Genomic DNA, 23,312 nt, shown 5'->3' on the forward strand with positions numbered 1-23,312 from the left:
GACGGGAACGTGATGCGCAATTTTTGCGCAGCTGTGTCAGCAAGCGTAGCCCAATGGTACGACTCTATACGAACAGTTTGAGCTATTATTAACCAGCTCACTCTAAACAACAGGAAGGTTATGCTGAGTCATCATCCGGAAACCGGAAAGTTACGGCTGGAAAATGTGTTGTTCGCGCTGGGCAATCCGCTGCGGCTGGCGATCGTGGATACCCTGGCGCGTGAAGGTGAACAGCCCTGCGGCCTGTTGCGCGGTGAAGTGGCGAAATCGACCATGACGCATCACTGGCGGGTGCTGCGTGACAGTGGCGTGATCTGGCAACGACCGCTGGGGCGGGAAAATCTGATTTCGCTGCGGCGTGAGGATCTCGAACAACGCTTCCCCGGCTTACTGACCAGCGTGCTGACCGCCATCCACCAGGATGCCGCACCGCACGCACGGGCTGGCAAGCCCGGCGACGACGTTTTAAGGTAACGGTATTTAATTAAAGGGAAACTCTATGCGGATTCTGATAGCAGGTGCCGGCGCGACCGGCGGCTATTTTGGCGCGCGACTGGCTCAGGCGGGCCAGGACGTCACGTTTCTGGTGCGCGAACGGCGCTACCGTCAGTTGCAGGAAAAGGGGCTGGTGTTGCAGACGCCCGGCGGCAGCGAAACGCTGCGGCCGCAACTGGTGCAGGCGGCGTCACTGCACGGCCACTACGACCTGATTATTCTGACGGTAAAAAGTTTTGCCCTTGAACAGGTGATGGAAGACATTGCGCCTGCCGTCGGTCCGCAGACGCTGATCATGCCGATTCTGAACGGTATGCGGCACATTGAAACGCTGCAGCAGCGCTTTGGCCGCGAGGCGGTGATCGGCGGAATGTGTAAAATCAACGCCACGCTGGGCGACAACGGTGAAGTGATCCAGATGACCGCGCTGCATCAGCTCTATTACGGCGCGCTCGACGGTAATAACGATGCGCGCCTGCAGCGGGTTGACGCAGCGCTGCGCGACGCTCAGGTCGATACCCGCTTCAGCGACAACATGATGGATGAACTGTGGGAGAAGTGGCTGCTGCTCAGCACGCTCGGCGCGGTCTGCTGTCTGGCGCGCGGTGATACCCAGCAGGTGCTGCGCTCAAAAGGCGGCGAAGCGCTGCTTCAGGGAATTTTCACCGAGATCCTGACGGTGATCGGTGCTGCGGGTTATCAGCCACGCCCGGCGGTAACCGCCAGAATCTTCGAGCTGCTGAACGATCCTGCCACACCGATGACCTCCTCAATGTACCGCGATTTATGCCAGGGATTCGATATTGAAGCCGACCAGATCATCGGCGATCTGTTGCTGCGTGCCGGTCAGTACGGTCTGAACACGCCCCTGCTGAATGCGGTATTTGTCAATCTGCAGGTCTATCTGCAAAATCGCTAAACGCCAGCGGGCCGCATCGCGCCGGCCCGCCGCCTTTCAGCTCCCCTGAATCCGCTGCTGTACGCCAGCGAGACGCATCAGCCGCTGCCACGCCGCCTCAACCTCATCAGGCAACGTCACTTCGGCAAAGAACCCTTTGCCGCGCGGCCCATAGCCCTGTTCGTCGTTACGCAGCCGCTGGACCTCGCCCATCAGCAGCGACATAAAGCGCTCCAGCGACCACAGACCCTGCGGCGCGGCGCCGGTAATCCGCAACTGGCCCGCCTCAGCGGTTAACTGCGGCACAAAAACCGGCCAGCTGATAAAGCGGGGAGCCGCCGCCCGATCGCGCCACTGCCAGCGGAAGGTGGCGTCGGTGCGCCGCTGCAGCAACGGGTCCTGAATCAGAATCACCTGCTGCGGCCGGATGCCACGGCTCTCCAGCAGCCGCTGACTCAAGGCCGCATTTTCGCCGCAGTTGCGCGATTCGCCCTCCAGCAGCAGCCGATCGTCCGGCAGATCGGCAAAGGTCCGCGCAATAGCGGCCAGCATCTGCGCCTCGCTTTTTCCCTGCGTATCAATCTGGCGATACAACGGATGGGCGGCCATCGCCCCGGCGAGCAGCGGCGTGGCATGGCCGATGCCACCGCTGATCAACAGCGGTAAGCCAGAACTTTTTGCCAGCGCCACCGCGCCTTCAATGTTAGGCAGCACAGCATGGCCCGCCAGTATCAGCAAATCGGCGTGGATCTCATCCTGTCCGGAGAGCTGATCCAGCGCCAGCCAGTCGGCAATCAGGTTGACGTCATTCCTGTCACGTTCAGTAAGCTGCATCTTTTTCTCCTTGTCGCTGCGCAGTGTAACGCGCCACAGCAGCGCTGCAGTGGGAAAATTTGCTACAATCGCCACTTCATCTACTGGAGAGATCAATGACTTCCCGCTCTGTGACCCTTGATGATGTCGCTCAACTGGCTGGCGTCTCTTATCAAACCGTTTCACGCGTGCTTAATCGTTCTGAACAGGTTTCTGTCCGCACCCGGGAGCGGGTAGAAGCGGCGATGCAGCAGCTCAATTATGTGCCGAATCGGGTGGCGCAACAGCTGGCCGGTAAAGCGACCCGTACCCTGGGACTTGCCACCAGCGATCTGGCGCTGATGGCACCGGCTCAGATTGCCTCGGCAATTCAGCGACGCGCGGCGGCGGCGGGCTACCATCTGGTGATCGCGATGGAGAGCGGCAATGACGCCGCGGCGACGGTCAACGAGCTGCTGGCTCAGCGGGTGGATGGCTTACTGATTAACCTGCCGCTGCAGGCGGAGGAGGCGCAGCAGATCCAGGCGTTGTGCGGCGCAAAACCGGCGCTGTTTCTGGATGTCGAGCCGCAGGCGGCCGTGGCGCAGTGTCAGTATCCTAATCATCCCGGGGCGCGAGCGGCGGTCGAACATCTGGTGGCGCTGGGACACCGGCAGATCGGCTTGCTGAACGGCCCGGAGCGATCGGTGTCGGCACGTCAGCGGGAAGCTGCCTGGCGTCAGGCGCTGGCAGATCATCAGCTGACACCGCATTGCTCGCTGCGCGGCGACTGGAGTGCGCAGTCAGGCTATCAGGTGTTACTGGCGCAGTTGCCCGATGCCTTACCTCAGGCCCTGCTGGTGGCCAATGACCAGATGGCGCTGGGTGCGATGCGCGCCCTCCATCAGCACGGCGTGGCGATTCCGGGACAGATTTCGGTCATTGGCTATGACGATACCGCCGAGAGTGCGTGGTATCAGCCGCCGCTCACCACGGTGCGTCAGGATTTACAGCAGCTTGGCGTGCTCAGCGTCGAGCGATTGCTGGCGCAGCTACAGGGCGAAACCCTCAGTGATGCAGCGCTGGAAACCACGCTGGTGATCCGGGAAACCACCGCCCCACCCGCCGACTCCGGCGTCGATTTAACCGCGCTGGCGCAGCAGCTACAGGCCATTGCCCGCCAGCTGACAGCAAAGTAGTGCAGCCACTCCGCCAGGCAGAGGCTGACCGCCACGTCGCAATCCATCGCCCATAAAAAAACCCGCCCCCGGAAACGGGAGCGGGTCTCAGTTAACAGAGCGCAGCGGACCGGCTCCGTTATCGGCCTCAGGCTTTCGGGTGTTCGCCGACGCCCATGGCTTTGATCTTTTTCGACAGCTCACGACGCTCTTTCGACAGATCGGCGTTTTTGATGATGTACTCATCGACGCGATCTTCATAATCCACACGCATGCTGGCGATAATTTCCTGAATCGCCTCCACGCTCATGCCGGGTTTAATGTACTCGCTCAGGTTGTCTAACAGCAGGACGCGCTTCTGGTTGTCGCGAATTTTCTTCTCGTTATCGACAATTTCACGCTGCAGTTTGTTTTTGCGGCGGAACATACGCACGAACTCCAGGACGTCCTGAAATGATTGCTTGGCATTTTCCATGATGGCACCTTTCTTTGAGCCTGCTGACGCAGGGAGAGAGACAAAACGATCAGCTTAGCGGCTAGCCAGCCTTATACGCAATTTTCACAGCTAATTTCGGACTGGCCCTTATCTTAGCGCAAAGAAACCCGGTTTCACATTAAGTCATTGTCTGAGGTGATTATTTGCGCAGCGCCATCCGCATCAGATCGGTCATCCGCTCCAGCTGTTTTGCCAGCTCAAGGCTTAACCAGACGTAACCGTAGATCGGCGTTTCCTCCAGCCTTTCACTGCCGGCTTCCGCTATCAGCCGCCGCAGTTCGTCGCTGATTTCGGTCAGTTCGTGGCTGTTGGCCAGCACTTCGTCGGTCTCGCCTTCAATCGCCATCACCGACAGCGCACGCAGGGTGCTTTCGGTCATCTGCTGGGTACGACGTAATGCCGGAGCATTGAGCAGAATCAGATGGCTCTCGCGCGAAGCCCACCAGGCATTAATCTGCATCTCAATGGTGTACACCATATTACGGTTTATGGTCTGAATCGCTTCAAGCACCGATTTCGGAATGCGCGTCTCTTTGCTCGACGGCTCCAGCAGCGCCCGCATCCTGATTACGCTGGTCAGCAACTTACCCAGCGGCTTGTTCAGGCGCGGCTTATCCACCAGGTTGGGCGAGAAGCCGGCGTGATAGATTTTCGCCATCTCCGCCAGCGTGTCCGAGAGCTGAATACGCCAGTGAATGTAGGCGCGCTGCGCCCAGATGGCGGTAAACAGCAGCGCCATCAGCGAACCGAGGATCACATCGCCGCCGCGCCACAGCGCCATGGTGAAATCGCCGGTCGGTGCGCCAACCACCACGCTGAGGGTAATGCCGATCAGCAGCGCCATATAGGGATGCTTGCCCAGCGTCAGGTAGCCGCTGATAAACATCGCCACGCCACACCATGCCAGCATCATCGGCATGGAGATCAGCTCCAGCTTCAGGGCAATCAATCCCGAGATCGATCCCGCCACCGTGCCGCTGATGCGCTGCAGGGCGCGCGGAAAGACATTTCCCCAGGTTGAGATCGGCCCCATCACCACCACCAGGGTAATCAGCGGCCAGGTGCCTTCCGGAATACCGGTAGCCCGGACAAAAATAAAGCAGAGTAAAAAAGCGATAGCGATGCGCACGCCATGAACACTGCGGTAGTGACGATAGAACCAAAACTCAAGTTTTGATATGGGCTTATCAGATCGCAAAGTGGTTTTCCGGTTGGTGGATCAATTCGTGCGCTATCTTAACCCCTGATGTTGCTAAGGCTTAGTGCGCCATCTACATTTCAAAACAGTTTTGACGTTCCCTTACAATTATCAACATCGCCTTTACATACGGCCCCGAACTCAAAAAACAAATTGCCAACAGTTTTTAACCTTTCGCTTTTGTTAGTAACACTTGAGAAGGAAGCACGATGAGAAAGAGAGCAAAAACCCTGCCGGGCGTCACGCGGCGGCAGGTTCTGACATGGTCGACGCTGGGCGTTGCGGCGACGGTCAGCCAGGTCGCCGATGCCGTTTCTCTGAAAGGCAGTCCAGGCTGGACGCCATTCTCCGATAATCCTCCAGAAACCTATCCCCAGCAAGGCTGGCTGTTTTTTACTGATGCTGAAGCAAAGACCATCGAAGCGATGGTTGACCGGCTGATCCCGGCCGATGACCTCAGCGTGGGCGGCAAAGAGGCGGGCTGCGCGGTCTTTATCGATCGTCAGCTGCACGGCTCCTACGGCACTTTTGAGCGCCTCTATATGCAGGGCCCGTTTCAGCAAGGCACCACTGAACAGGGCGATCAATCCCCGCTGGTGCCGCGCCAGCGCTACCGCAAGGGCATCGCCGCGCTTAACCGCTACGTTCAGCAGACCTCGAACAAAAACTTCACTGACCTGACGCCGCCACAGCAGGACGAACTGCTGCACGCGATGGAAGCCGGTAAGGTTCACTTCAGCGATTTCGATGCACAATCTTTCTTTCTCGAAGTGCTCAATAACACCATGGAAGGCTTCTTTGCCGATCCGGTGTATGGCGGCAACCGGGAGATGGTGTCATGGAAAATGCTCGGTTTTCCGGGCGCGCGCTATGACTACCGCGATTACATCGAGCGGCATAACGAAGATCTGCACTTCGAACCGATCAGTATTGCGCAATGGAAAGCAAAGGACGAATCATGAAAAAACTTCCCAAAACCGATGTCGTGGTGATTGGCCTCGGCTGGGCCGGATCGATTATCGCCAATGAACTGGCCGATGAAGGCCTGGAAGTGGTCGGTATTGAACGGGGTCCGTGGCGCGATACCGCTCGCGACTTCAATATCGGTACCGTCACCGATGAGCTGCGTTATGTGATGCGTGAAGAACTGATGCTGCGCACTCGCCAGAACACCTGCACCATGCGCAACAACCCGTCGCAGACCGCGTTACCGATGCGCACCTGGGGATCGTTTCACCCCGGCAACGGCACCGGCGGCGCAGGCAACCACTGGGCTGGCATCACCTTTCGCTTCCAGCCCGAAGAGTTCCGCCTGAAGAGCCATCTGACCGAGCGTTACGGTGCCAGCGCCATACCTGATGAGCTGGTGCTGCAGGACTGGGGCACAACCTGGGAGGAGATGGAGCCGCACTATATGCAGTTTGAGCGGGTGGCGGGCACCTCGGGCCGCGCCGGTAACCTTAACGGTGAAAAACGGCCGGGCGGCAATCCGTTTGAGGGCGCGCGCTCCGGCGACTATCCGACGCCGCCGCTGCGTCAGCCTTATGCGCCAACGCTGTTTGCCGATGCGGCAAAAAATCTCGGCTATCAGCCGTTCCCGGTGCCCTCCTCGCTGGTCTCGGAGGCCTATACCAATCCGTACGGCGTGACGATGGGGCCCTGCACCTTCTGCGGCTTTTGCACTAACTACGGCTGTGCCAACTACTCCAAAGCCAGCGCCATCACCACCGTGCTGCCGGCGCTGATGCGTAAGCCTAACTTCACCGCCTATACCAACAGTGAAGTATTGCAGGTGCTGACGGACTCAACCGGCAAAAAAGCCACCGGCGTCACCTACATCGACTCGTCAGGCGACGAGTGGGAACAGCCCGCCGATCTGGTGATCGTCGCCGCCTTCACCTTTGAAAATGTGCGCCTGATGCTGCTCTCCGGGATTGGCGAGGCCTACGATCCGGTGACCAACAGCGGTACCACCGGGCGCAACTACGCCTACCAGACCGCCAACAACGTCACGCTGTTTTTCGATAACAAAAACTTCAATCCGTTTATCGGCGCAGGCGCGGTCGGGATGGGGATCGACGAATTTAATAACGATAACTTTGACCACAGTGGCCTCGGCTTTTTCGGCGGCGGCAGCATCCGCGTAACGCCGATTGGCGCAGCGCCGATTGGTTATCGACCGTTGCCACCCAACACGCCGAAGTGGGGGGCGAAATGGAAACAGACGCTGAAAGATAACTATCTCAGCACCATGTCGATTGGCTGTGAAGCCAGCAGCTATACCACCCGCACCAACTACCTGTCGCTTGACCCCAACTACAAAGATCCGCACGGCCGCCCGCTGTTACGTATCACCTTCGACTTCGCGCAGAACGACCTGAAGATGGCGCAGTACTGCACCAACAAGGTGGCTGAGATTGCTAAGGTGATGAACCCGCGCGAGATGATCGTTAAGCCGATGACCGGCCACTGGAGCAGCGTGCCCTATCAGTCTTCTCACGTCGTCGGCGGCTTTATCATGGGAGCCGATCCGCGCACCAGCTCGGTGAATAAGCATCTGCAGGTGTGGGATGTGCCGAATCTGTTTGTGGTCGGCGCTTCCGCCTTCCCGCAGAATCCCGGCTATAACCCGACCGGTACGGTGGGCGCGCTGGCCTTTAAAGCGGCGCATGATATCCGTCGCTACTACCTGAAACGTCCGGGGGAGATGATCAGCGCATGAAAACTTTACCGCTTCTCTCTGCCACCGCGTTGCTGCTGGCCACATCATTCAGCAGTCAGGCGCAGCCGGAATATGATCAGATCGCCCGCGGCAGCTATATCGCCACGCTGGGCGACTGTACCGCCTGTCACACCACCGATGAGAAACAGCCGTTCGCCGGTGGCGTTAAGCTGCAAACGCCGTTTGGTACCCTGGTTGGGGCGAATATCACCCCTGATCGTGAAACCGGGATTGGTGACTGGAGTTACGATGATTTCCGCCGCGCCATGAATACCGGCGTCGGTCATAACGGCAAACGGTTATATGGCGCGATGCCGTTTACCGCCTACACCAAAATGTCGGAAAAAGATCTGCAGGACCTGTGGGCCTGGATGCAGACGCTGCAACCGATCCATCATCCGGTTGAAACCAACCAGCTCCCCTTCCCGTTCAACATCCGTACCAGCCTGATAGTGTGGAACTGGATCAACTTTGATAAAGGCGAATTTAAACCGAATCCGGACAAGTCGGCGGAATGGAACCGTGGCGCCTATCTGGTTGAAGGACTCGGCCACTGCGGCACCTGCCACTCCCCGAAAAATCTGCTGGGCGGCGACAAAAATGGCCGCTTCCTCGGCGGCAGCGAGGTTGAGGATTGGTATGCGCCGAACCTGGACGCCAGCGACCATACCGGGCTGGGTAAATGGACGCAGCAGGATATCGTCACCTACCTGCGGACCGGCGTGAACCGCTATGCCATCGCGTCCGGCCCGATGGCCGATGCGGTGCGCCATTCAACCCAGCACTGGCGCGAGGACGATCTTAATGCGGTGGCGGTTTATCTCAAGGAGGGCGATAAAAAAGCCGATGAGAAGCCCAAACCGCTGGATGCCGGTGATGACAGAATGAAGCTCGGGGCGACGATCTATGAAGCCAAATGCTCGGCCTGCCACAGTCCGGGTGGCCGCGGTGAAAAGAACATCTTCCCGCAGCTGGCGGATAATCCGCTGATCAATCAGCCGAATGCGACATCACTGATGCATGTGGTGCTGGCGGGCAGTCGCGGCGTGGATACCGACGCACGGCCAACGGCACCGGCGATGCCAGCCTTTGCCGGTACGCTGAGTGATGACCATATTGCGGCAGTGCTCACCTACATTCGCAACAGCTGGGGCAATGCCGCCGCGCCGGTTGAGGCCAGTGAGGTGAAGAAGATGAAGGAAGAGTTACGCTAAACCTCCGTGGGGCAGCCAGAAGGCTGCCCCCGTTTACGGTGCCAGCGATGCCGATCAGAATTTCTGCCTGAGATAATCGGTGATGCGGGTAATCACGCCAGCAGGCTCTACGGCGCTCAGCGCCACCAGCGGATAGTGGGCAATCTGCTGATCTTTATCCATCACCTGAATTTCACCAATGACTTCATTGGCTTTCAGCGGCGCTTCCAGATCGCTGCGGTTAATGATGTATTTCGCTTTGACGTTCTGCACTTCACTGCGCGGCAGCGACAGATAGACATCATTCGCGGTACCCACTTCAACCTGATGCGGATTGCCATACCAGACATTCTCGCTGCCTATTTTCTTACCGGCATGGAACAGCTGCACGGTATCAAAGGTATTCTGACCCCATACCAGCAGTTTGCGCGCCTGCTCTTCCCGCCCTTTGGGACTCTTACCACCCATCACCACCGCGATCAGACGATGTTTGCCCACCACGTTAGAGGCGATGATGTTAAAGCCCGCGGTTTCGGTGTGGCCGGTTTTCAGCCCATCGACATGCAGGTTGTTATCCCACAGTAAGCCGTTACGGTTGTTCTGAGTGATGCCGTTCCAGGTCAGGGTTTTCTCACTGTACATGGCATAGAAGTCAGGCTCACCGTCGATAATCGCCCGCGACAGTTTCGCCATATCCAGCGCACTGGAGAACTGGCCTGGTGCGTCCAGACCATGCACCGTTTCGAAGTGGGTATTTTGCAGGCCGAGTTTATCAACATAGTGATTCATCATTTTGACGAAGTTATCTTCGCTGCCCGCCACATAATCTGCCAGCGCCACGCAGGCGTCATTACCGGAATCGATGATTACTCCCCGGCTTAAATCACGCACGCTCAGCTTATCGCCGGGCTTGAGGAACATCAGCGATGACCCTTTGAACACCGGATTACCGGCAGCCCAGGCATCTTTGCCGACGGTGACCATATCGTCGCGGCTGATTTTCTTTTGATCGATAGCGCGATCGACCACATAACCGGTCATCAGCTTGGTCAGGCTGGCAGGATTGCGGCGCGCATCCGGATTACCAGCGGTCAGCACCTGGCCGGTAGTGGCATCCATCAATACCCAGGAGGCCGCATCAATCGCCGGTGGCGTCACGGGAAACGGCATGTCGTCAGCCTGTGCCAGCGAAGCCCAAAAAACAGTAGCGGTAACGGTAATCAACAGACGCCTTTTCAACACTTCATCCTTACCTGCACGGGAGAAAAAATTTATTTATGAAACGAAACGGAAACAGCCGCACCTTTTACGGCAAAAGCGTTGTGAAGGTTTGAATAAATTGAAAAAAAGTATGAACTGCGGCGGCTGAGACGCTGGCTGACTGTTCGATGGATCACGGCGTGCGGTGAAAGCTGTTTACTTAATGAACATTTGCCCGTACCTTTTGTGAGGTTATAAAAGGAACATCGGCCTGAGGGATAAGGTTATCTATTACGGTGAGGAGATTATCGATTTTCTGCAAACCAACAGGATAGTGGCGCTGAAACTTGGTCGCGCCTTAACAGGTTTGAATAACGTGGTCTCTGCTCAGAGGGTACTTATTGGAAAAGGTGCAAAATGCGCTTTGTACTACACATTACTAAATGATTATTTCCATTAAGTTTAAAGGGTGGCAGGACACAGACTAACCATAAGGAAACGGTTATGTACTATAATAAAAACGTTATCAGTTACTTGAAGTCAAATAATATCCTCGCGTTAAAACTTGACCGCACATTTACCGGCATTGGAAAAGCGGTATCTGATCAAATTGATATAATAGGCGCAGGCGCAAAGCGTGCACTGTTTTACACATCGTGCTTTACTGAGGAATATCAGGATGTTTGTCAGAAACAAAAAAATGAAGACCTAAGATTCATCGGAGGCATTTATAAGCTAGTGGAGCATAGCGATATTATACTTGATATGCTCAAAATATATTTTGAAGAAATATTCAGGCATAGAACCAGTAGTCAATTAGGAAAGATAAAAGAATCTCTGATGGCAGTAAATATTCACATTGCAGCAAGTCAATTTACAAAATACGGATTTATTTTGGCCGTGTCTGCTGCAGTAGCTACTGGCATGAAGCTCAGCCTCGATATGAGTGTACTGGCTGGCCGAAGAGCTGGCGTTGCCATTGCCATAGCTGGGATGTATGGAGTTGTTCAGAAAGCAGCTGATAGCGCAAACCGCCTGCGTTATGCCTTACCTGAATATTATTCAGCATTGTATGCCAATGAACTGGAAATGATGTTTTTCTTGATTGAACCTCTATTCGAAAGATCTGACGCGCTTCTTAGTGCGTGGGCATCTGATGACGGAGTTTCCCGAATTATTACTAATATGATTCGGTAATAAAATTATGAAAAATTTAATGACGAGGTTTTTTAAAAGAATATTTAAATCTTTATTTTTTGTCTATGCACCGGTCATTCTCGTTCTTGCATTTGCATTATTTTATCTAACATTATTTCCTGATGGACCTTTGTGGCCTATACCAGCCTTTGTAGTACTGGTAATAATTTACTTCCCCCTGATTGTTAAATGGTAATATTCCATTTAACGAAAGCCTAATTACCTTTAAGGATAAAATAACATGTCTGCTCCCGCACATTTATGGCTTAACGATGAAAATGGATCTCCAATCGTCGGTAGTTGTCAGATGCCACTGCGTTCAGGCTCTATTGAACTCAAATCATTCTCCCACGGCGTTACTATTCCGGTCGATCCTAACTGGGGAAAACTTACAGGCACACGCATTCACCAGCCTATAACGATAGTGAAGGAGTTTGATCAAACAACTCCACTTCTGTACAGAGCTGTCTGCGAAGGCCGAATCATGAAGAAGGCGACAATCAGGATGTACCGGATAATTGATGCAGGAATTGAGACTGAATATTTTAATATCATCCTGGAAAACGTGAAGGTCACCACGGTATCGCCCTATCTTGCACCCAACGGCATCAGCAGCACGCATCTGGAAACGCTGGAATTACGCTATGAAGCGATAACCTGGAAATATACCGAAGGGAATATTATCTATCGAGACACCTGGAATGAGCGAGCTACAGCCTGAGAGATAAAAAGTCCGGTTTAATCCTGCCGCCTTACCTCTCAGCCAGATGCAACCCCTGCCCCCGCTACCATCCGAAACTTCAGGCCGGTCGGATTATGGTTTACCATGTAGGTTGTGAAGCCTGATGCTGCCTGCGTGACCGTGCTCTGCACAGGCACAGCTCTCGCACCAGCAGCCAGGTGCCGATGAAGTAAGGCATCAAGCGAGCGGGAAGCCTGATGACTTTCTGTTCATCAGTTTAGTGAACGACATTGAGCGGATATGAAATTTGAATAACGATCGCGTACAGCCCACCTTCCTCTTCCACGATTACGAGACCTTCGGGACCAGTCCTTCACGCGATCGGCCGGCGCAGTTTGCCGGGCTGCGCACCGACAGCGATTTTAATCCGATCGGCGAGCCGCAGGTCTTTTACTGCCGTCCGCCGGATGACTATCTGCCGCAGCCGGAAGCGGTAATGATTACCGGGATTACGCCGCAGGTGGCGATGGCGCGCGGCGTCACTGAAGCAGACTTTGCTGAACGCATTCACGCCCTGTTTACCGTCGAACAGACCTGTGTGGTGGGCTACAACAACGTCCGGTTTGATGATGAAGTGACGCGCAATATTTTCTACCGCAACTTTTACGATCCCTATGGCTGGAGCTGGCAGAACGGTAACTCGCGCTGGGACCTGCTCGACGTGATGCGGGCCTGCTATGCGTTACGCCCGGAAGGCATTCACTGGCCGGAGAACGAAGAGGGTTTTCCCAGCTTCCGGCTGGAACATCTGACCAAAGCCAACGGCGTGGCGCATGAAAATGCGCATGATGCGATGTCAGATGTCTATGCCACGCTGGCGATGGCAAAGCTGGTAAAAGAGAAGCAGCCAAAACTGTTTGAGTTTTTGTTTACCCACCGTAACAAAAACAAGCTGATGAACCTGATTGATATCCCGCAGATGAAACCGCTGGTGCATGTCTCCGGCATGTTCGGCGCGGCGCGCGGCAATACCAGCTGGGTGGTTCCACTGGCCTGGCATCCCGATAACCGCAATGCGCTGATTGTGGTCGATCTGGCCGGTGATATCTCACCGCTGCTGCAACTCGATGCCGATACCCTGCGCGAGCGACTTTATACGCCGAAAAACGATCTCGGCGATCGGCCAGCGGTGCCGGTAAAGCTGGTTCACATCAACAAGTGTCCGGTGCTGGCCCCGGCCAATACTTTGCGTCCGGAAGATGCCGCCCGGCTGGGTATCGATCGACAGCACTGTCTGGCGAATCTGGCGTTGCTGCGTCAGCAGCCTGAGGTGCGGGAGAAGCTGGTCACGCTGTTTGCTGAAGCGGAGCCGTTTACCCCGTCGGACGATGTCGATACTCAGCTGTACGATGGCTTTTTCAGCGATGCCGATCGCGCGGGCATGAATATTATTCGTCAGACCGCCCCCGCCAATCTGCCGGCGCTGGATTTAACCTTCGACAGCGCGCGCGTGGCGAAACTGCTGTTTCGTTATCGGGCGCGTAATTTCCCCGGTACGCTGGATGATGCTGAGCAGCAGCGCTGGTTACAGCATCGGCGTGAAGTGCTGAATGCTGATCGGGTGCAGGCGTTTATGCAGGAACTGGAAGGTCTGGCGAATCTTCATGAAGCCGATCCAGAGAAGCTGGGACAGTTAAAAGCGCTCTATCTCTACGCGCAGGAACTGGTTTCTTAACGCGCGCTCTGCCCGGCCTTCCCTGCTACCTTAATGCCGGGTCCCGCTGCCGTCAGCGGTCCCGGCATCTGCGATTTTAGATCATCACCCAGACCAGCCAGGTCAGCGCAAAACCGCATAATCCCATCAGAGTCGTCAGTACCGTCCAGCTGCGTAACCCATCGGCGACCGACAGGCCGAGATAACGGGTGACCACCCAGAAGCCCGAATCATTAACGTGTGACAAGCCCAGCGCGCCGAAACAGGCGGACAGCGCCACCAGCACCAGCTGCATCTCGCCAAGACCCGCAACGGCGGTACTCAGCAATCCACAGGTTGTGACGATCGCCACCGTTGCTGAGCCCTGTGAGGCGCGCAGCGCCAGTGAAAGAATAAACGCAGCCGGGATTAACGGCAGATGGATCGTCTGCAGCGAAGTGGCCAGCGCTTTGCCTACGCCAGACTCCACCAGCACTTTACCAAACGCGCCTCCGGCACCTGAAACCAGAATCACGCCAGCAGCGGTGGATATCGCGTTGTTTGACAGCGTTTCCAGCTTCTCTGCGGTCCAGCCACGACGCAGCCCCAGTAACCATCCGGCAAGCGCCAGCGTAATCAGTAACGCCACCGCCGGTGATGCGACCAGCGTCAGGATCTTCAGCGGCAGGCTGCCAGGCGTAAGATGCGGCGGCAGCAACGTGCCCAGCATAATCAGCAGGATCGGCAGCACGATTAAGCCTGAAATCAGCAACGCGCCCGGTGCATCGTGGTGACGGGCGGATTGCCCCCCGGCGTTCGGCTCCGTCAGCTGTAGCTGCTCCAGTACCTGAACTGAGAGATGATATTTTCGAAGATTAAGCGCTTTGGCGACGAAATAGCCAGCGATGCCGGTCGGTATCGACAGGGCAATTCCGGTCATCATTAACCAGCCAGGATCGACATTCAGCAATCCGGCGGCAGCGGCAGGTCCCGGATGGGTGGGCACCGTAACATGCACCATCAGCATCATGCCCGCCATGGGCAGACCAAACTTCAGCGGCGAGACGCGCATCACTTTGGTAAAGCCATAGATCAGCGGGACCACGATAATAAACCCGACGTCAAAAAATACCGGTAACCCCAGAATAAAGGCCACGGTGGTAAGTGCCGCTACCATGCGCTGCGGTCCGCATAGCTGCGCGAAGCGGTTTGCCAGCCGATCGGCCCCGCCGGACGTTTCAATAATCGCGCCGAGAATCGCACCCAGCACAATGATGGCGGCAATGCTGCCGAGCAGGCTCCCCATGCCGCCGAGGATCACTTTCATGATGTTTTCGGCCGGGATACCGGTGGTGATAGCGACAAACAGGCTGGCAACCAGCAGCGCAATAAACGGATGGACTTTGGCTTTGATTACCAGCAGCAACAGCAGAATCACGCTGACCAGCGCGATGGATAACAGCAGCGTAGTGGACATCGGCAGACCTCTGATTAATTATAATTTTCAGTAAGTTATATTTTTATTGATTCAACACTGGTGTGATTAAGCTGCAGCAGGACTCACACCGTTTGTCTGGCAAGCGGTGTGATTCAGCATGCAGGTGATTAGCGGCGCGTACGCCAGGGCGCAAACCAGCCGAGGCCGGCCGTGGTGCTGCCTCGCGGGAAATATTCGCAGCCGACCCAGCCGCGATAACCGACCTCATCCAGCAGGTCAAACAGCCACGGGTAGTTGATCTCCCCTCCATCCGGTTCATGGCGATCCGGTGCCGAGGCAATCTGTACGTGGCGATAGCGCCCGGCATAGTGGCGAATCAGATGGCTGAGGTTGCCATCCACTAACTGCGCATGGAACAGATCGAGCTGGGTAAACACATTGGGCCGATCGATCTGATCCACCATCTCCAGCGTCTGATACTGGCTGGAGTAGAGATAGCCTGGCTTGGTGGTCGGATTGAGCGCCTCAATCAGCAGGGTGATACCGTGCGGGGCAAAGCGCTCAGCGGCATAGCGCATGTTGCCGATGAAGGTCTCAACATAGCGCTGGCGATCACCACCCGGCGGCACGGTTGCCGCCATGATGTGCACCTGCGGGCAGTTGAGCGCCCGCGCATAGTCCAGCGCACGATCGATATCCGCTTTCGCTTCCGCTTCACGTCCGGGAATGGCGGAAACGCCCCACTCACCCGCCGCGACGTTGCCGGGCGCAGTATTGAACAGCACCAGCTGCAGCTGATTCTCATCCAGCCACTGCTTCAGCTGTTCCGCCGGATAGTCATAAGGAAACAGAAACTCCACCGCCTCAAAACCGGCGGCCGCGGCGGCGGCGAAGCGTTCCGCAAACGGCAGTTCGGTAAACTGGGTCGACAGGTTGGCAGCAAACTTTGGCATTATCGGCTCCTTAACTCGGCCACTTCGGCATCGTTGAGATAACGGATGGCGCGGTCGCCGAGAGTGAAGATCAGCCGGGCCGTCTCCTCCAGCTCCTCGGTGTTATCTGCCGCCTCACGTAATGATTTCCCCACCACCACCGGCCCGTGATTGGCCAGCAAAAAGGCGCGATAGCGCGGTGCCAGCTGCGCCAGGTCTTCCGCCAGCCGCTGATCGCCGGGCTTGTAGTACGGCACCACCGGCACATCGCCAACCCGCATCACCACATAGGGCGTAAACGGGCGGATGCAGTTTTCCGGGTCCAGTCCCTGTAAACAGGAGAGCGCCGTCAGGTAGTGGCTGTGCAGATGTACCACCGCTTTGCAGTCGGGATTGTTCAGGTAGAGCGCACGGTGAAACGCGATCTCCTTGGAGGGTTTATCGCCAGAGAGCCACTCACCATCAGGGGTGACTTTCGCCAGCCGATCACCCTGTAATTCACCGAGGCAGGAACCGGTTGGCGTCGCCAGCAGATTGCCATCTTCCAGCCGTACGGAGAGGTTACCGGCCGAGCCGGTGGCGTAGCCGCGCTGGAAAAAGGAGGCACCGAGCCGGACCATTTCGTCACGCGCCTGCTGCTCGGCTAAAGAGAACGATTCAGACATGGGAAAACTCCGTTTGCGCGCGGCGGAAAAAGTGTTCATCGCCAAAGTTACCGGACTTCAGCGCCAGCGACAGCGGCTGGTGGATGTCGCGCACCCACGGCACGCCAGGCGAGATGGTCGGGCCGATATGAAACGCGGTGACGCCCAGGCTCTGGGCCACCACGCCGGAAGTTTCGCCGCCCGCCACGATAAAGCGTTGCCAGCCGCGCCGCTTCAGCTCCCGGGTCACTGCGGCAAACAGCTGCTCCACCGCCTCGCTGCTGCGCCGGGCGCCGTGTTGCTGCTGAATCGCCTGCAGCTGTTGCGCGTCAGCGGTGGCAAACAGCAGCGGTGCCAGCGCCTGATGGCTGTTGGCTTCCACCCAGTCACACAGCTGTTGGGCATAACCGTCTGCATCCTGCAGACAGCGTTCGATCTGCACTTCCTGTGCCGGTGCCAGCTGGCGATACGCGGCAACCTGAAGGTTGGTCATCTGCGAGCAGGAGCCGGAGATCACCACCGCACGATCGCCCTGCGGCCGTCCCGCCTGCTCCGCCGCTGCCGCATCCGCCCCGGCCGTTGCCCACTGACGCGCCAGCCCGATCGCCAGCCCGGAACCGCCGGTGACCAGCCGCCGATCGCACAGCGCCTCGCCCTGGGTCAGCAGATGTTGTTCATTCAGGGTATCGATGACCACATAGTTCACGCCCTGCTCCGCCAGCTGGTCCAGCGCCTGACGCACGGACTCCGCACCCTGATCGACCTGCGCGGCGCTAATCAGCCCGGCTTTGCCTGTGGCCTGCGCCGTCATCAGACGCAGCAGGTTGCTGTCGCGCATCGGCGTCACCGGATGATGGCGCATACCGGAGTCCGACAGCAGCTGATCGCCGACAAACAGATGGCCCTGATAGACCGTGCGGCCATTCACCGGCAGCGCCGGACAGATCACCGTCTGAGTTTCACCCAGCGCAGCCAGCAACGCATCGGTCACCGGGCCGATATTGCCCTGCGCGGTGCTGTCGAAGGTGGAGCAGTATTTGAAGTAGAAGCGCTCACAGCCCTGTTGCTGTAACCACCCCAGCGCCGCCAGCGACTGTGCAACCGCCTGATCGGCCGGACAGGATCGGCTCTTCAGGCTAATCACAATCGCCTGCGCCTCTGCGGCCTGCTCGCTATCGGGGATGCCGTTGAACTGAATCGTGCTCAGGCCGTTCTGTGTCAGAAAACTGGCAATGTCGGTAGCGCCGGTAAAATCGTCGGCTATCACTCCAAGACGCATCAGCTCTTCTCCTTGCCCTGTGGCAGGGTAATGCCGCTGAAGATTTTAATCACCGCGCTGTCATCTTCCCGGCCATAACCGGCATTGCTGGCTTCGGTAAACATATTGAGCGCGGTCGAGGCCAGCGGCAGCGGGAAGTGCAGCGATTTGGCGGTATCCGTCACCAGATTGAGATCTTTGACGAAGATATCGACCGCCGATTTCGGGCTGTAGTCACCGTCGACCACGTGGCGCATACGGTTTTCGAACATCCACGAGTTACCGGCGGCGTTAGTGACAACTTCATACATGGTTTCCAGTGGGATACCGGCGCGCGCGGCCAGCGCCATCGCTTCTGCACCAACGGCGATATGCACGCCAGCCAGCAGCTGATGAATAATTTTGACCGTGGAGCCGAGGCCAATCTCACTGCCCACCCGATAGACTTTCGCTGCGACAGCATCCAGAACCGGTTGCAGCTGGGTGAAAACCGCTTCACTGCCCGATGCCATCACCGTCATCTCACCGCTGGCGGCTTTAGCGGCACCACCGGAGACCGGCGCATCCAGCATCAGCAGCTGATGCTGCGCCAGCCGCTGTTCAATTTGCTGCGCATCCTGCGCCGAGAGCGTCGATGAAACCATCACCGCCGTGCCGGGCCGCAGCTTCGCCGCCAGACCGTCATCCCCGAACAGGATGGCGTTGACCTGTTGCGCATTCACCACCAGCAGCAGCACCGCGTCGAGCTGGTCAGCAAAGTGGGCGGCGGAGGGTTGCGCGTCACGCGCGCCCGCCTGGCGCAGGGTCTCCAGCGCGGCGGGATTGAGATCGACACCCCAGGTGTTAAGACCGGCGCGGATACAGGATTGCGCGGCACCCATACCCATAGAACCTAACCCGATAACACAGATATTTTCGACTGGCACTGTCGGCCTCCACTGTTAAATTAAGTGATTATTTGTTTGTTACTGTTAATCCTGCCAGCTTTAAGCCGGTAAAAATGTGCCATGTCTCACAAAAAAACATCTGTGATGTGAGCGGGAACAATTATTAACATTGCGCACCGACACCGGCTCATCGGGCCTGACGGCGATGATGACGGCAGAGCGAACCCTTATGGGCTGTTAATTCCTGTTCTGGTTAACAGGCGGATGCTTTACAATGTGAAAAAATGATAAATCTCAGGGAGGGAATATGATTCCGGTTGAACGTCATCAACAGATTCTGGCGCTGGTCGCGGATCGGGGAGTGGTGAGCATTGCTGAACTGACCGAGCGGCTGGGCGTATCACACATGACTATCCGTCGTGATGTGCAAAAGCTGGAGGAGCAAGGTGCGGTGCTGTCGGTATCGGGCGGCGTGCGATCGGCGGATCGGCTGGCGGCGGAACCGTCACACCTGACCAAAAGTGGCCTGTATAACGATGAGAAGCGCGCCATTGGCCGCTATGCCGCTCAGCACATTCCGCGCAATAGCTGCATCTATCTCGATGCCGGTACCACCACGCTGGCGCTGGCGCGGGAAGTGGTGGATCGGGATGATTTGCTGGTGGTGACCAACGATTTCATGGTGGCAAATCTGCTGATGGAAGCCAGCCACTGTCGGGTGATCCACACTGGCGGCACGGTATGCCGTGAGAACCGCTCCTGCGTCGGCGAGTCGGCGGCGCGCAGCCTGCGTCATCTGGCGATCGATATCGCCTTTATTTCCGCCTCCTGCTGGGGGCCGCGCGGCTTATTTACCCCGGATGAAGACAAGGTGACGGTAAAGCAGGCGGTCAGCGAGGTGAGCAGTAAACGGGTGCTAGTGAGCGACAGCTCAAAATATAACAAGATTGCGACCTTTCTGGCCTTGCCGCTGGAGAAGTTTGATCTGGTGGTGACCGACAGTCAGTTGAGTGAGGCGGGACGAGTTGCGTTAAGCGCGGGCAGTTGCGAACTGGTGCTGGCTGACTAAGGCTTTCGCCGCCTTCCCGAATAACAGCGGAAGGCGGCGAAGTGTCGCGGGATTAAACCTCTTCGCTGAACTGCGGCACCGGATTACGGAAGCTGCGGGTCACGAACGCCAGGTAGATAATGCCGATGGCAGCCCAGATCAGGCCCAGCACCATCGAACTCTCTTCCAGGTTCACCCACAGCGCACCGACCGTCAGCGCACCCAGCAGCGGCAGCAGCAGATACTGGACGTGATCTTTCAGCGTGCGGTTACGCTTCTCACGGATCCAGAACTGGGCAATCACCGACAGGTTAACGAAGGTGAAGGCCACCAGCGCACCGAAGTTGATCAGCGCCGTCGCGGTCACCAGATCAAAGTTAATCGCCATCAGCGCAATCGCACCGACCAGCAGCACGTTGAGCGACGGGGTCCGCCACTTAGGATGGACGTAACCGAAGAAACGCTCCGGGAATACGCCATCACGGCCCATCACATACATCAGACGCGATACGCCAGCGTGCGCCGCCATACCGGATGCCAGCACCGTGACCACCGAGAAGATCAGGATGCCGACCTGCAGCGCTTTACCGGCAACAAACAGCATGATTTCAGGCTGTGAGGAGTCCGGGTCCTGGAAGCGCGTGATGTCCGGGAAGTAGAGCTGCAGGAAGTAAGAGGCGATGATAAAGATCACGCCGCCAATCAGCGCCGTCAGGAAAATCGCACGCGGAATGGTACGTTCTGCATCTTTGGTCTCTTCCGACAGTGAGCTGATGCCATCAAAGCCGAGGAACGAGAAGCAGAGTATCGTCGCCCCGGTGATCATCGGCACGACGTGCGCATTCTCAGACCAGAACGGCTTGCTGCTCGCCAGCGTACCTGCACCGACGCCGTTCGCCACGCCGTAGATCACCATTGCCGTAATGCCGACCATGACAATCACCTGCAGCACCACAATCACGCTGTTAAAATTGGCGACGGTTTTGATGCCCTTGAGGTTAGAGAGCGTCATAAAACCAACCAGCAGCACCACGAAAATCCACGACGGGATACCGGGCACCAGCGATTCGAAATAGTTTTTTGCCAGCAGGATGTTGATCATCGGCATGAACAGGTAGTCCAGCAGGGATGACCAGCCGACCATAAAGCCGACGTGCGGACTGATCGCCTTCTGAGCGTAGGTATAAGCGGAGCCCGCAGAGGGGAAGCGGCGTACCAGCTTACCGTAACTCACGGCGGTAAACAGAATCGCAATCAGCGCGAAAGCGTAAGCGGTGGCGACGTGACCGTCGGTCAGCCCGGAAACGATGCCAAAGGTATCGAACAGGGTCATAGGCTGCATGTAGGCTAAGCCCATCATGACGACCGGAAGTAACGTAAGCGTTTTTTTCAGCTGTGTACGCTGTGGTGCAGCGGAGGTATTAAGCGACATGCTTCAGTCCCCCATGCGCAACAACCTGACTGGGTTGGGTCACAGGGCAACTGCGCATTAAGCGACAGGGAGTAAGGTTGGTGATCAACGCGGCGCCGTAGTCATCACGAAAGCGCGCGCCAGCCTGAGCTGGCAGTGTGGAAAACATCCCCATCTTTGTATCCTCAATCTCACGCTTACGCGTGTTTTCAGTGTTTATCTATCCGGGTGCGTGCCCGGCCTCGGTTAAGTCAGCGAAAAACTATTTGTTAAAACAGGATGCAAAAAAAATAACCGGCGCGGTGAGCGTCGGTTATGGTCTGATTTTGCAGGCCGCGTATTCTGCCCCATAGCAGGGCAGGAATACAAGCCACCGGGGCACCGGATGCAAAAAAAAAAGATGATCAGGCGTTCTTCAGCATCCAGTCTATCTCCGTGGCGGTGATCAGCCGCTCAAACTGCATCAGTTCATAATTCTTGCAGCTATACCAGACCCGGGCAAAGCGTTCGCCGAGCAACTTTTGCAGCGGATAGCTGTTGTCGAACTCATACAGGGCGTCGCTCTGCCGGATCGGCAGCGCCAGTCCTTCAGCATGATGGCCGTTGCCGGTCACCGGTTGGGGTAACGGCAGCGGAGTATCCAGCCCGTGCAGCATCCCGGCCAGCATCGCCGACACCACCAGATAAGGATTAGCATCCGCGCCCGCGACCCGGTACTCAATGCGATGATTATCGATATCGCCGCACGGCACCCGCAGCGCTACGGTGCGATTGTTATGGCCCCACGACGCCTGCAGCGGCACGTAAGCCTCCGGCACAAAGCGGCGATAGGCGTTAACGTTAGGGGCCAGCAGCGCCATTGAGGCGGGCATCAGATCGATCATGCCGGCCAGCGCCCGTTTCATCAGTGGCGAGTCGCTGCCGTCATCACAGGCAAATGCGTTGTGATCGGCCGCATCCAGCATACTGATATGCACATGCATACCGCTGCCCGCGTACTCTTCATACGGTTTCGCCATAAAAGTAGCGGTCATGCCGTGATTTTCCGCGACCTGACGGATCAGTCGTTTCAGCTGCACCGCATGATCGCAGGCGCGCAGCACATCGCCGGTGTGATGCAGATTGATTTCAAACTGGCCAGGCGACGCCTCGGCCAGCGCGCCATCGGCCGGAATGCCCTGCTGACGCGCCAGATCGTCAATGTCGCGCAAGACATCGGCGAAGTGATCGAGATTATCGACCGAATAGACCTGGCTCTGCATATTGCGTTCATCACTGCCCGGCGCGCACGGCGGCTGGATGAAGCCTTCGGCATCGCGCTTCTTGTCGACCAGATAGAACTCCAGCTCTACCGCTACCACCGGAAACAGACCTCGGTTACGCAGCTGTTGCCATAGCCGGTTAAGGACATTTCGGGGTTCAACGTCAAAGGGAGTGCCATCTTGGTTGCACATGGTGAGCAGCAGTTGCGCAATGTGCTGAGGATCGGAAGCGGAGGGAACTAAGGTGCCCAACACGGGCAGACAGAGGTTGTCAGGTTCGCCGAGGGACTGTCCGAGCCCGGCTTCTTCCACCGTGTTGCCGAGGATATCCATGGCAAATACCGAGGCGGGGAAATAACAGCCCTTTTCCAGCTTTGGCAGCGCCGAGATGGGAATACGCTTACCGCGAAAAACACCGTTTAAATCATTTAACAGGATGTCGACATACTGCGTTTCAGGATGGCGCTCCAGCCAGGCTTTCACCTCAAGCTGGAACGCGCTGGTTCGTTTCTCTTCACTGTGAAGCGTGAAGTCTTCCACTTCTACCAGGTTAGTCATGATCTCACCCGCCCCTATTCGGTTTGCGCAATGCTCAAAATAACAGCCACTCCTCTAACATAGCGCCAACATAAAAAGTGTGCAAATGTAACAAATCTGTTTGAAGAACAAACAGCAGATTGCTAGATTG

Annotated in this window: 21 protein-coding genes; 10 read left to right on the forward strand and 11 right to left on the reverse strand. The window is 56.9% G+C overall.

Annotated elements, in window-relative coordinates; translation table 11 throughout:
• The first annotated feature begins 120 nt into the window (after positions 1-120).
• Together WFK59_RS08365 and WFK59_RS08370 are read left to right on the forward strand one after the other, a co-directional pair.
• Entirely contained in the window at positions 121-474 is a 354-nt protein-coding gene (locus WFK59_RS08365) for an ArsR/SmtB family transcription factor (RefSeq protein WP_336755580.1), read from the forward strand.
• Between the two features lie 25 nt (positions 475-499).
• Positions 500-1,414: a ketopantoate reductase family protein gene (locus tag WFK59_RS08370; RefSeq protein WP_336755581.1), complete on the forward strand. Its 915-nt coding sequence runs from the start codon at positions 500-502 to the stop codon at positions 1,412-1,414.
• 36 nt (positions 1,415-1,450) lie between these two features.
• On the opposite strand, the gene WFK59_RS08375 is transcribed toward WFK59_RS08370, so the two are convergent.
• Positions 1,451-2,323 carry a YdcF family protein gene (locus WFK59_RS08375; RefSeq protein WP_336755582.1) on the reverse strand — a complete coding sequence of 291 codons (873 nt, stop codon included), beginning with the start codon at positions 2,321-2,323 and terminating at the stop codon, positions 1,451-1,453.
• Here WFK59_RS08375 and WFK59_RS08380 point away from each other — a divergent pair.
• Positions 2,323-3,384 (forward strand): LacI family DNA-binding transcriptional regulator, encoded by a 1,062-nt coding sequence (locus tag WFK59_RS08380; RefSeq protein ID WP_233987684.1) that lies wholly within the window; start codon positions 2,323-2,325, stop codon positions 3,382-3,384. The two genes, WFK59_RS08375 and WFK59_RS08380, sit on opposite strands and share 1 nt — an antisense overlap.
• A 127-nt stretch (positions 3,385-3,511) precedes the next feature.
• Here the strand turns inward: WFK59_RS08380 and tmaR are convergent, their stop codons facing one another.
• Positions 3,512-3,838, reverse strand: a complete 327-nt coding sequence (gene tmaR / locus WFK59_RS08385; protein ID WP_004571340.1) for a PTS system regulator TmaR — start codon at positions 3,836-3,838, stop codon at positions 3,512-3,514.
• A gap of 160 nt (positions 3,839-3,998) precedes the next feature.
• Positions 3,999-5,057 (reverse strand): FUSC family protein, encoded by a 1,059-nt coding sequence (locus tag WFK59_RS08390; protein ID WP_233987683.1) that lies wholly within the window; start codon positions 5,055-5,057, stop codon positions 3,999-4,001.
• Positions 5,058-5,266: 209 nt separating this feature from the next.
• Here WFK59_RS08390 and WFK59_RS08395 point away from each other — a divergent pair, with 209 nt between their 5' ends.
• Genes WFK59_RS08395 through WFK59_RS08405 form a run of 3 tightly spaced genes read left to right on the forward strand, consistent with a single transcriptional unit; the run spans position 5,267 to position 8,993 of the window.
• A complete protein-coding gene (locus WFK59_RS08395; RefSeq protein ID WP_293002157.1) occupies positions 5,267-6,019 on the forward strand; it encodes a gluconate 2-dehydrogenase subunit 3 family protein in 753 nt (250 codons plus the stop codon).
• A complete protein-coding gene (locus WFK59_RS08400) occupies positions 6,013-7,779 on the forward strand; it encodes a GMC family oxidoreductase (RefSeq protein WP_336755793.1) in 1,767 nt (588 codons plus the stop codon). The genes WFK59_RS08395 and WFK59_RS08400 overlap by 7 nt, the downstream gene beginning before the upstream one ends.
• Entirely contained in the window at positions 7,776-8,993 is a 1,218-nt protein-coding gene (locus tag WFK59_RS08405; protein WP_336755583.1) for a cytochrome c, read from the forward strand. Before WFK59_RS08400 ends, WFK59_RS08405 begins: the two co-directional genes overlap by 4 nt.
• A gap of 54 nt (positions 8,994-9,047) precedes the next feature.
• Here the strand turns inward: WFK59_RS08405 and dacD are convergent, their stop codons facing one another.
• On the reverse strand, positions 9,048-10,211 hold the full coding sequence (gene dacD / locus WFK59_RS08410) for a serine-type D-Ala-D-Ala carboxypeptidase DacD (RefSeq protein ID WP_262287619.1): 1,164 nt from the start codon (positions 10,209-10,211) through the stop codon (positions 9,048-9,050).
• Between the two features lie 465 nt (positions 10,212-10,676).
• On the opposite strand from dacD, the gene WFK59_RS08415 reads away from it, so the two are divergent.
• The 3 genes from WFK59_RS08415 to sbcB all read left to right on the forward strand — a co-directional run bounded on the left by WFK59_RS08415 (position 10,677) and on the right by sbcB (position 13,786).
• Positions 10,677-11,369 (forward strand): hypothetical protein, encoded by a 693-nt coding sequence (locus WFK59_RS08415; RefSeq protein ID WP_336755584.1) that lies wholly within the window; start codon positions 10,677-10,679, stop codon positions 11,367-11,369.
• Positions 11,370-11,610: 241 nt separating this feature from the next.
• Positions 11,611-12,090 carry an Hcp family type VI secretion system effector gene (locus tag WFK59_RS08420; RefSeq protein ID WP_233987676.1) on the forward strand — a complete coding sequence of 160 codons (480 nt, stop codon included), beginning with the start codon at positions 11,611-11,613 and terminating at the stop codon, positions 12,088-12,090.
• A 268-nt stretch (positions 12,091-12,358) separates the two neighbouring features.
• On the forward strand, positions 12,359-13,786 hold the full coding sequence (gene sbcB / locus WFK59_RS08425) for an exodeoxyribonuclease I (protein ID WP_233987675.1): 1,428 nt from the start codon (positions 12,359-12,361) through the stop codon (positions 13,784-13,786).
• 76 nt (positions 13,787-13,862) lie between these two features.
• Here sbcB and WFK59_RS08430 read toward each other — a convergent pair whose 3' ends face one another.
• From WFK59_RS08430 to ltnD, 5 genes are all read right to left on the reverse strand, one after another.
• Positions 13,863-15,221, reverse strand: a complete 1,359-nt coding sequence (locus WFK59_RS08430) for a GntP family transporter (RefSeq protein WP_262287618.1) — start codon at positions 15,219-15,221, stop codon at positions 13,863-13,865.
• A 128-nt stretch (positions 15,222-15,349) separates the two neighbouring features.
• The gene (locus WFK59_RS08435; RefSeq protein WP_336755585.1) at positions 15,350-16,135 is read right to left on the reverse strand and encodes an HPr family phosphocarrier protein; all 786 of its coding nucleotides are present in this window, start codon (positions 16,133-16,135) and stop codon (positions 15,350-15,352) included.
• On the reverse strand, positions 16,135-16,779 hold the full coding sequence (gene otnC, locus WFK59_RS08440) for a 3-oxo-tetronate 4-phosphate decarboxylase (protein WP_069729547.1): 645 nt from the start codon (positions 16,777-16,779) through the stop codon (positions 16,135-16,137). Before otnC ends, WFK59_RS08435 begins: the two co-directional genes overlap by 1 nt.
• A complete protein-coding gene (otnK, locus tag WFK59_RS08445) occupies positions 16,772-18,037 on the reverse strand; it encodes a 3-oxo-tetronate kinase (RefSeq protein WP_336755586.1) in 1,266 nt (421 codons plus the stop codon). Before otnK ends, otnC begins: the two co-directional genes overlap by 8 nt.
• Positions 18,037-18,942 carry an L-threonate dehydrogenase gene (gene ltnD, locus WFK59_RS08450; RefSeq protein WP_336755587.1) on the reverse strand — a complete coding sequence of 302 codons (906 nt, stop codon included), beginning with the start codon at positions 18,940-18,942 and terminating at the stop codon, positions 18,037-18,039. Before ltnD ends, otnK begins: the two co-directional genes overlap by 1 nt.
• A gap of 268 nt (positions 18,943-19,210) precedes the next feature.
• Between ltnD and ygbI the strand changes: the two genes are divergently transcribed.
• Complete coding sequence (gene ygbI, locus WFK59_RS08455; RefSeq protein ID WP_233987670.1) at positions 19,211-19,972, forward strand: DNA-binding transcriptional repressor YgbI; 762 nt, start codon at positions 19,211-19,213, stop codon at positions 19,970-19,972.
• 52 nt (positions 19,973-20,024) lie between these two features.
• On the opposite strand, the gene WFK59_RS08460 is transcribed toward ygbI, so the two are convergent.
• Entirely contained in the window at positions 20,025-21,383 is a 1,359-nt protein-coding gene (locus WFK59_RS08460; RefSeq protein WP_233987669.1) for an APC family permease, read from the reverse strand.
• Positions 21,384-21,766: 383 nt separating this feature from the next.
• Positions 21,767-23,182 carry a glutamine synthetase family protein gene (locus WFK59_RS08465; RefSeq protein ID WP_293002171.1) on the reverse strand — a complete coding sequence of 472 codons (1,416 nt, stop codon included), beginning with the start codon at positions 23,180-23,182 and terminating at the stop codon, positions 21,767-21,769.
• Positions 23,183-23,312 lie beyond the last annotated feature (130 nt).

It is taken from the genome of Pantoea sp. USHLN298, from assembly GCF_037149395.1.
Taxonomy (GTDB): Bacteria; Pseudomonadota; Gammaproteobacteria; order Enterobacterales; family Enterobacteriaceae; genus Pantoea; species Pantoea astica.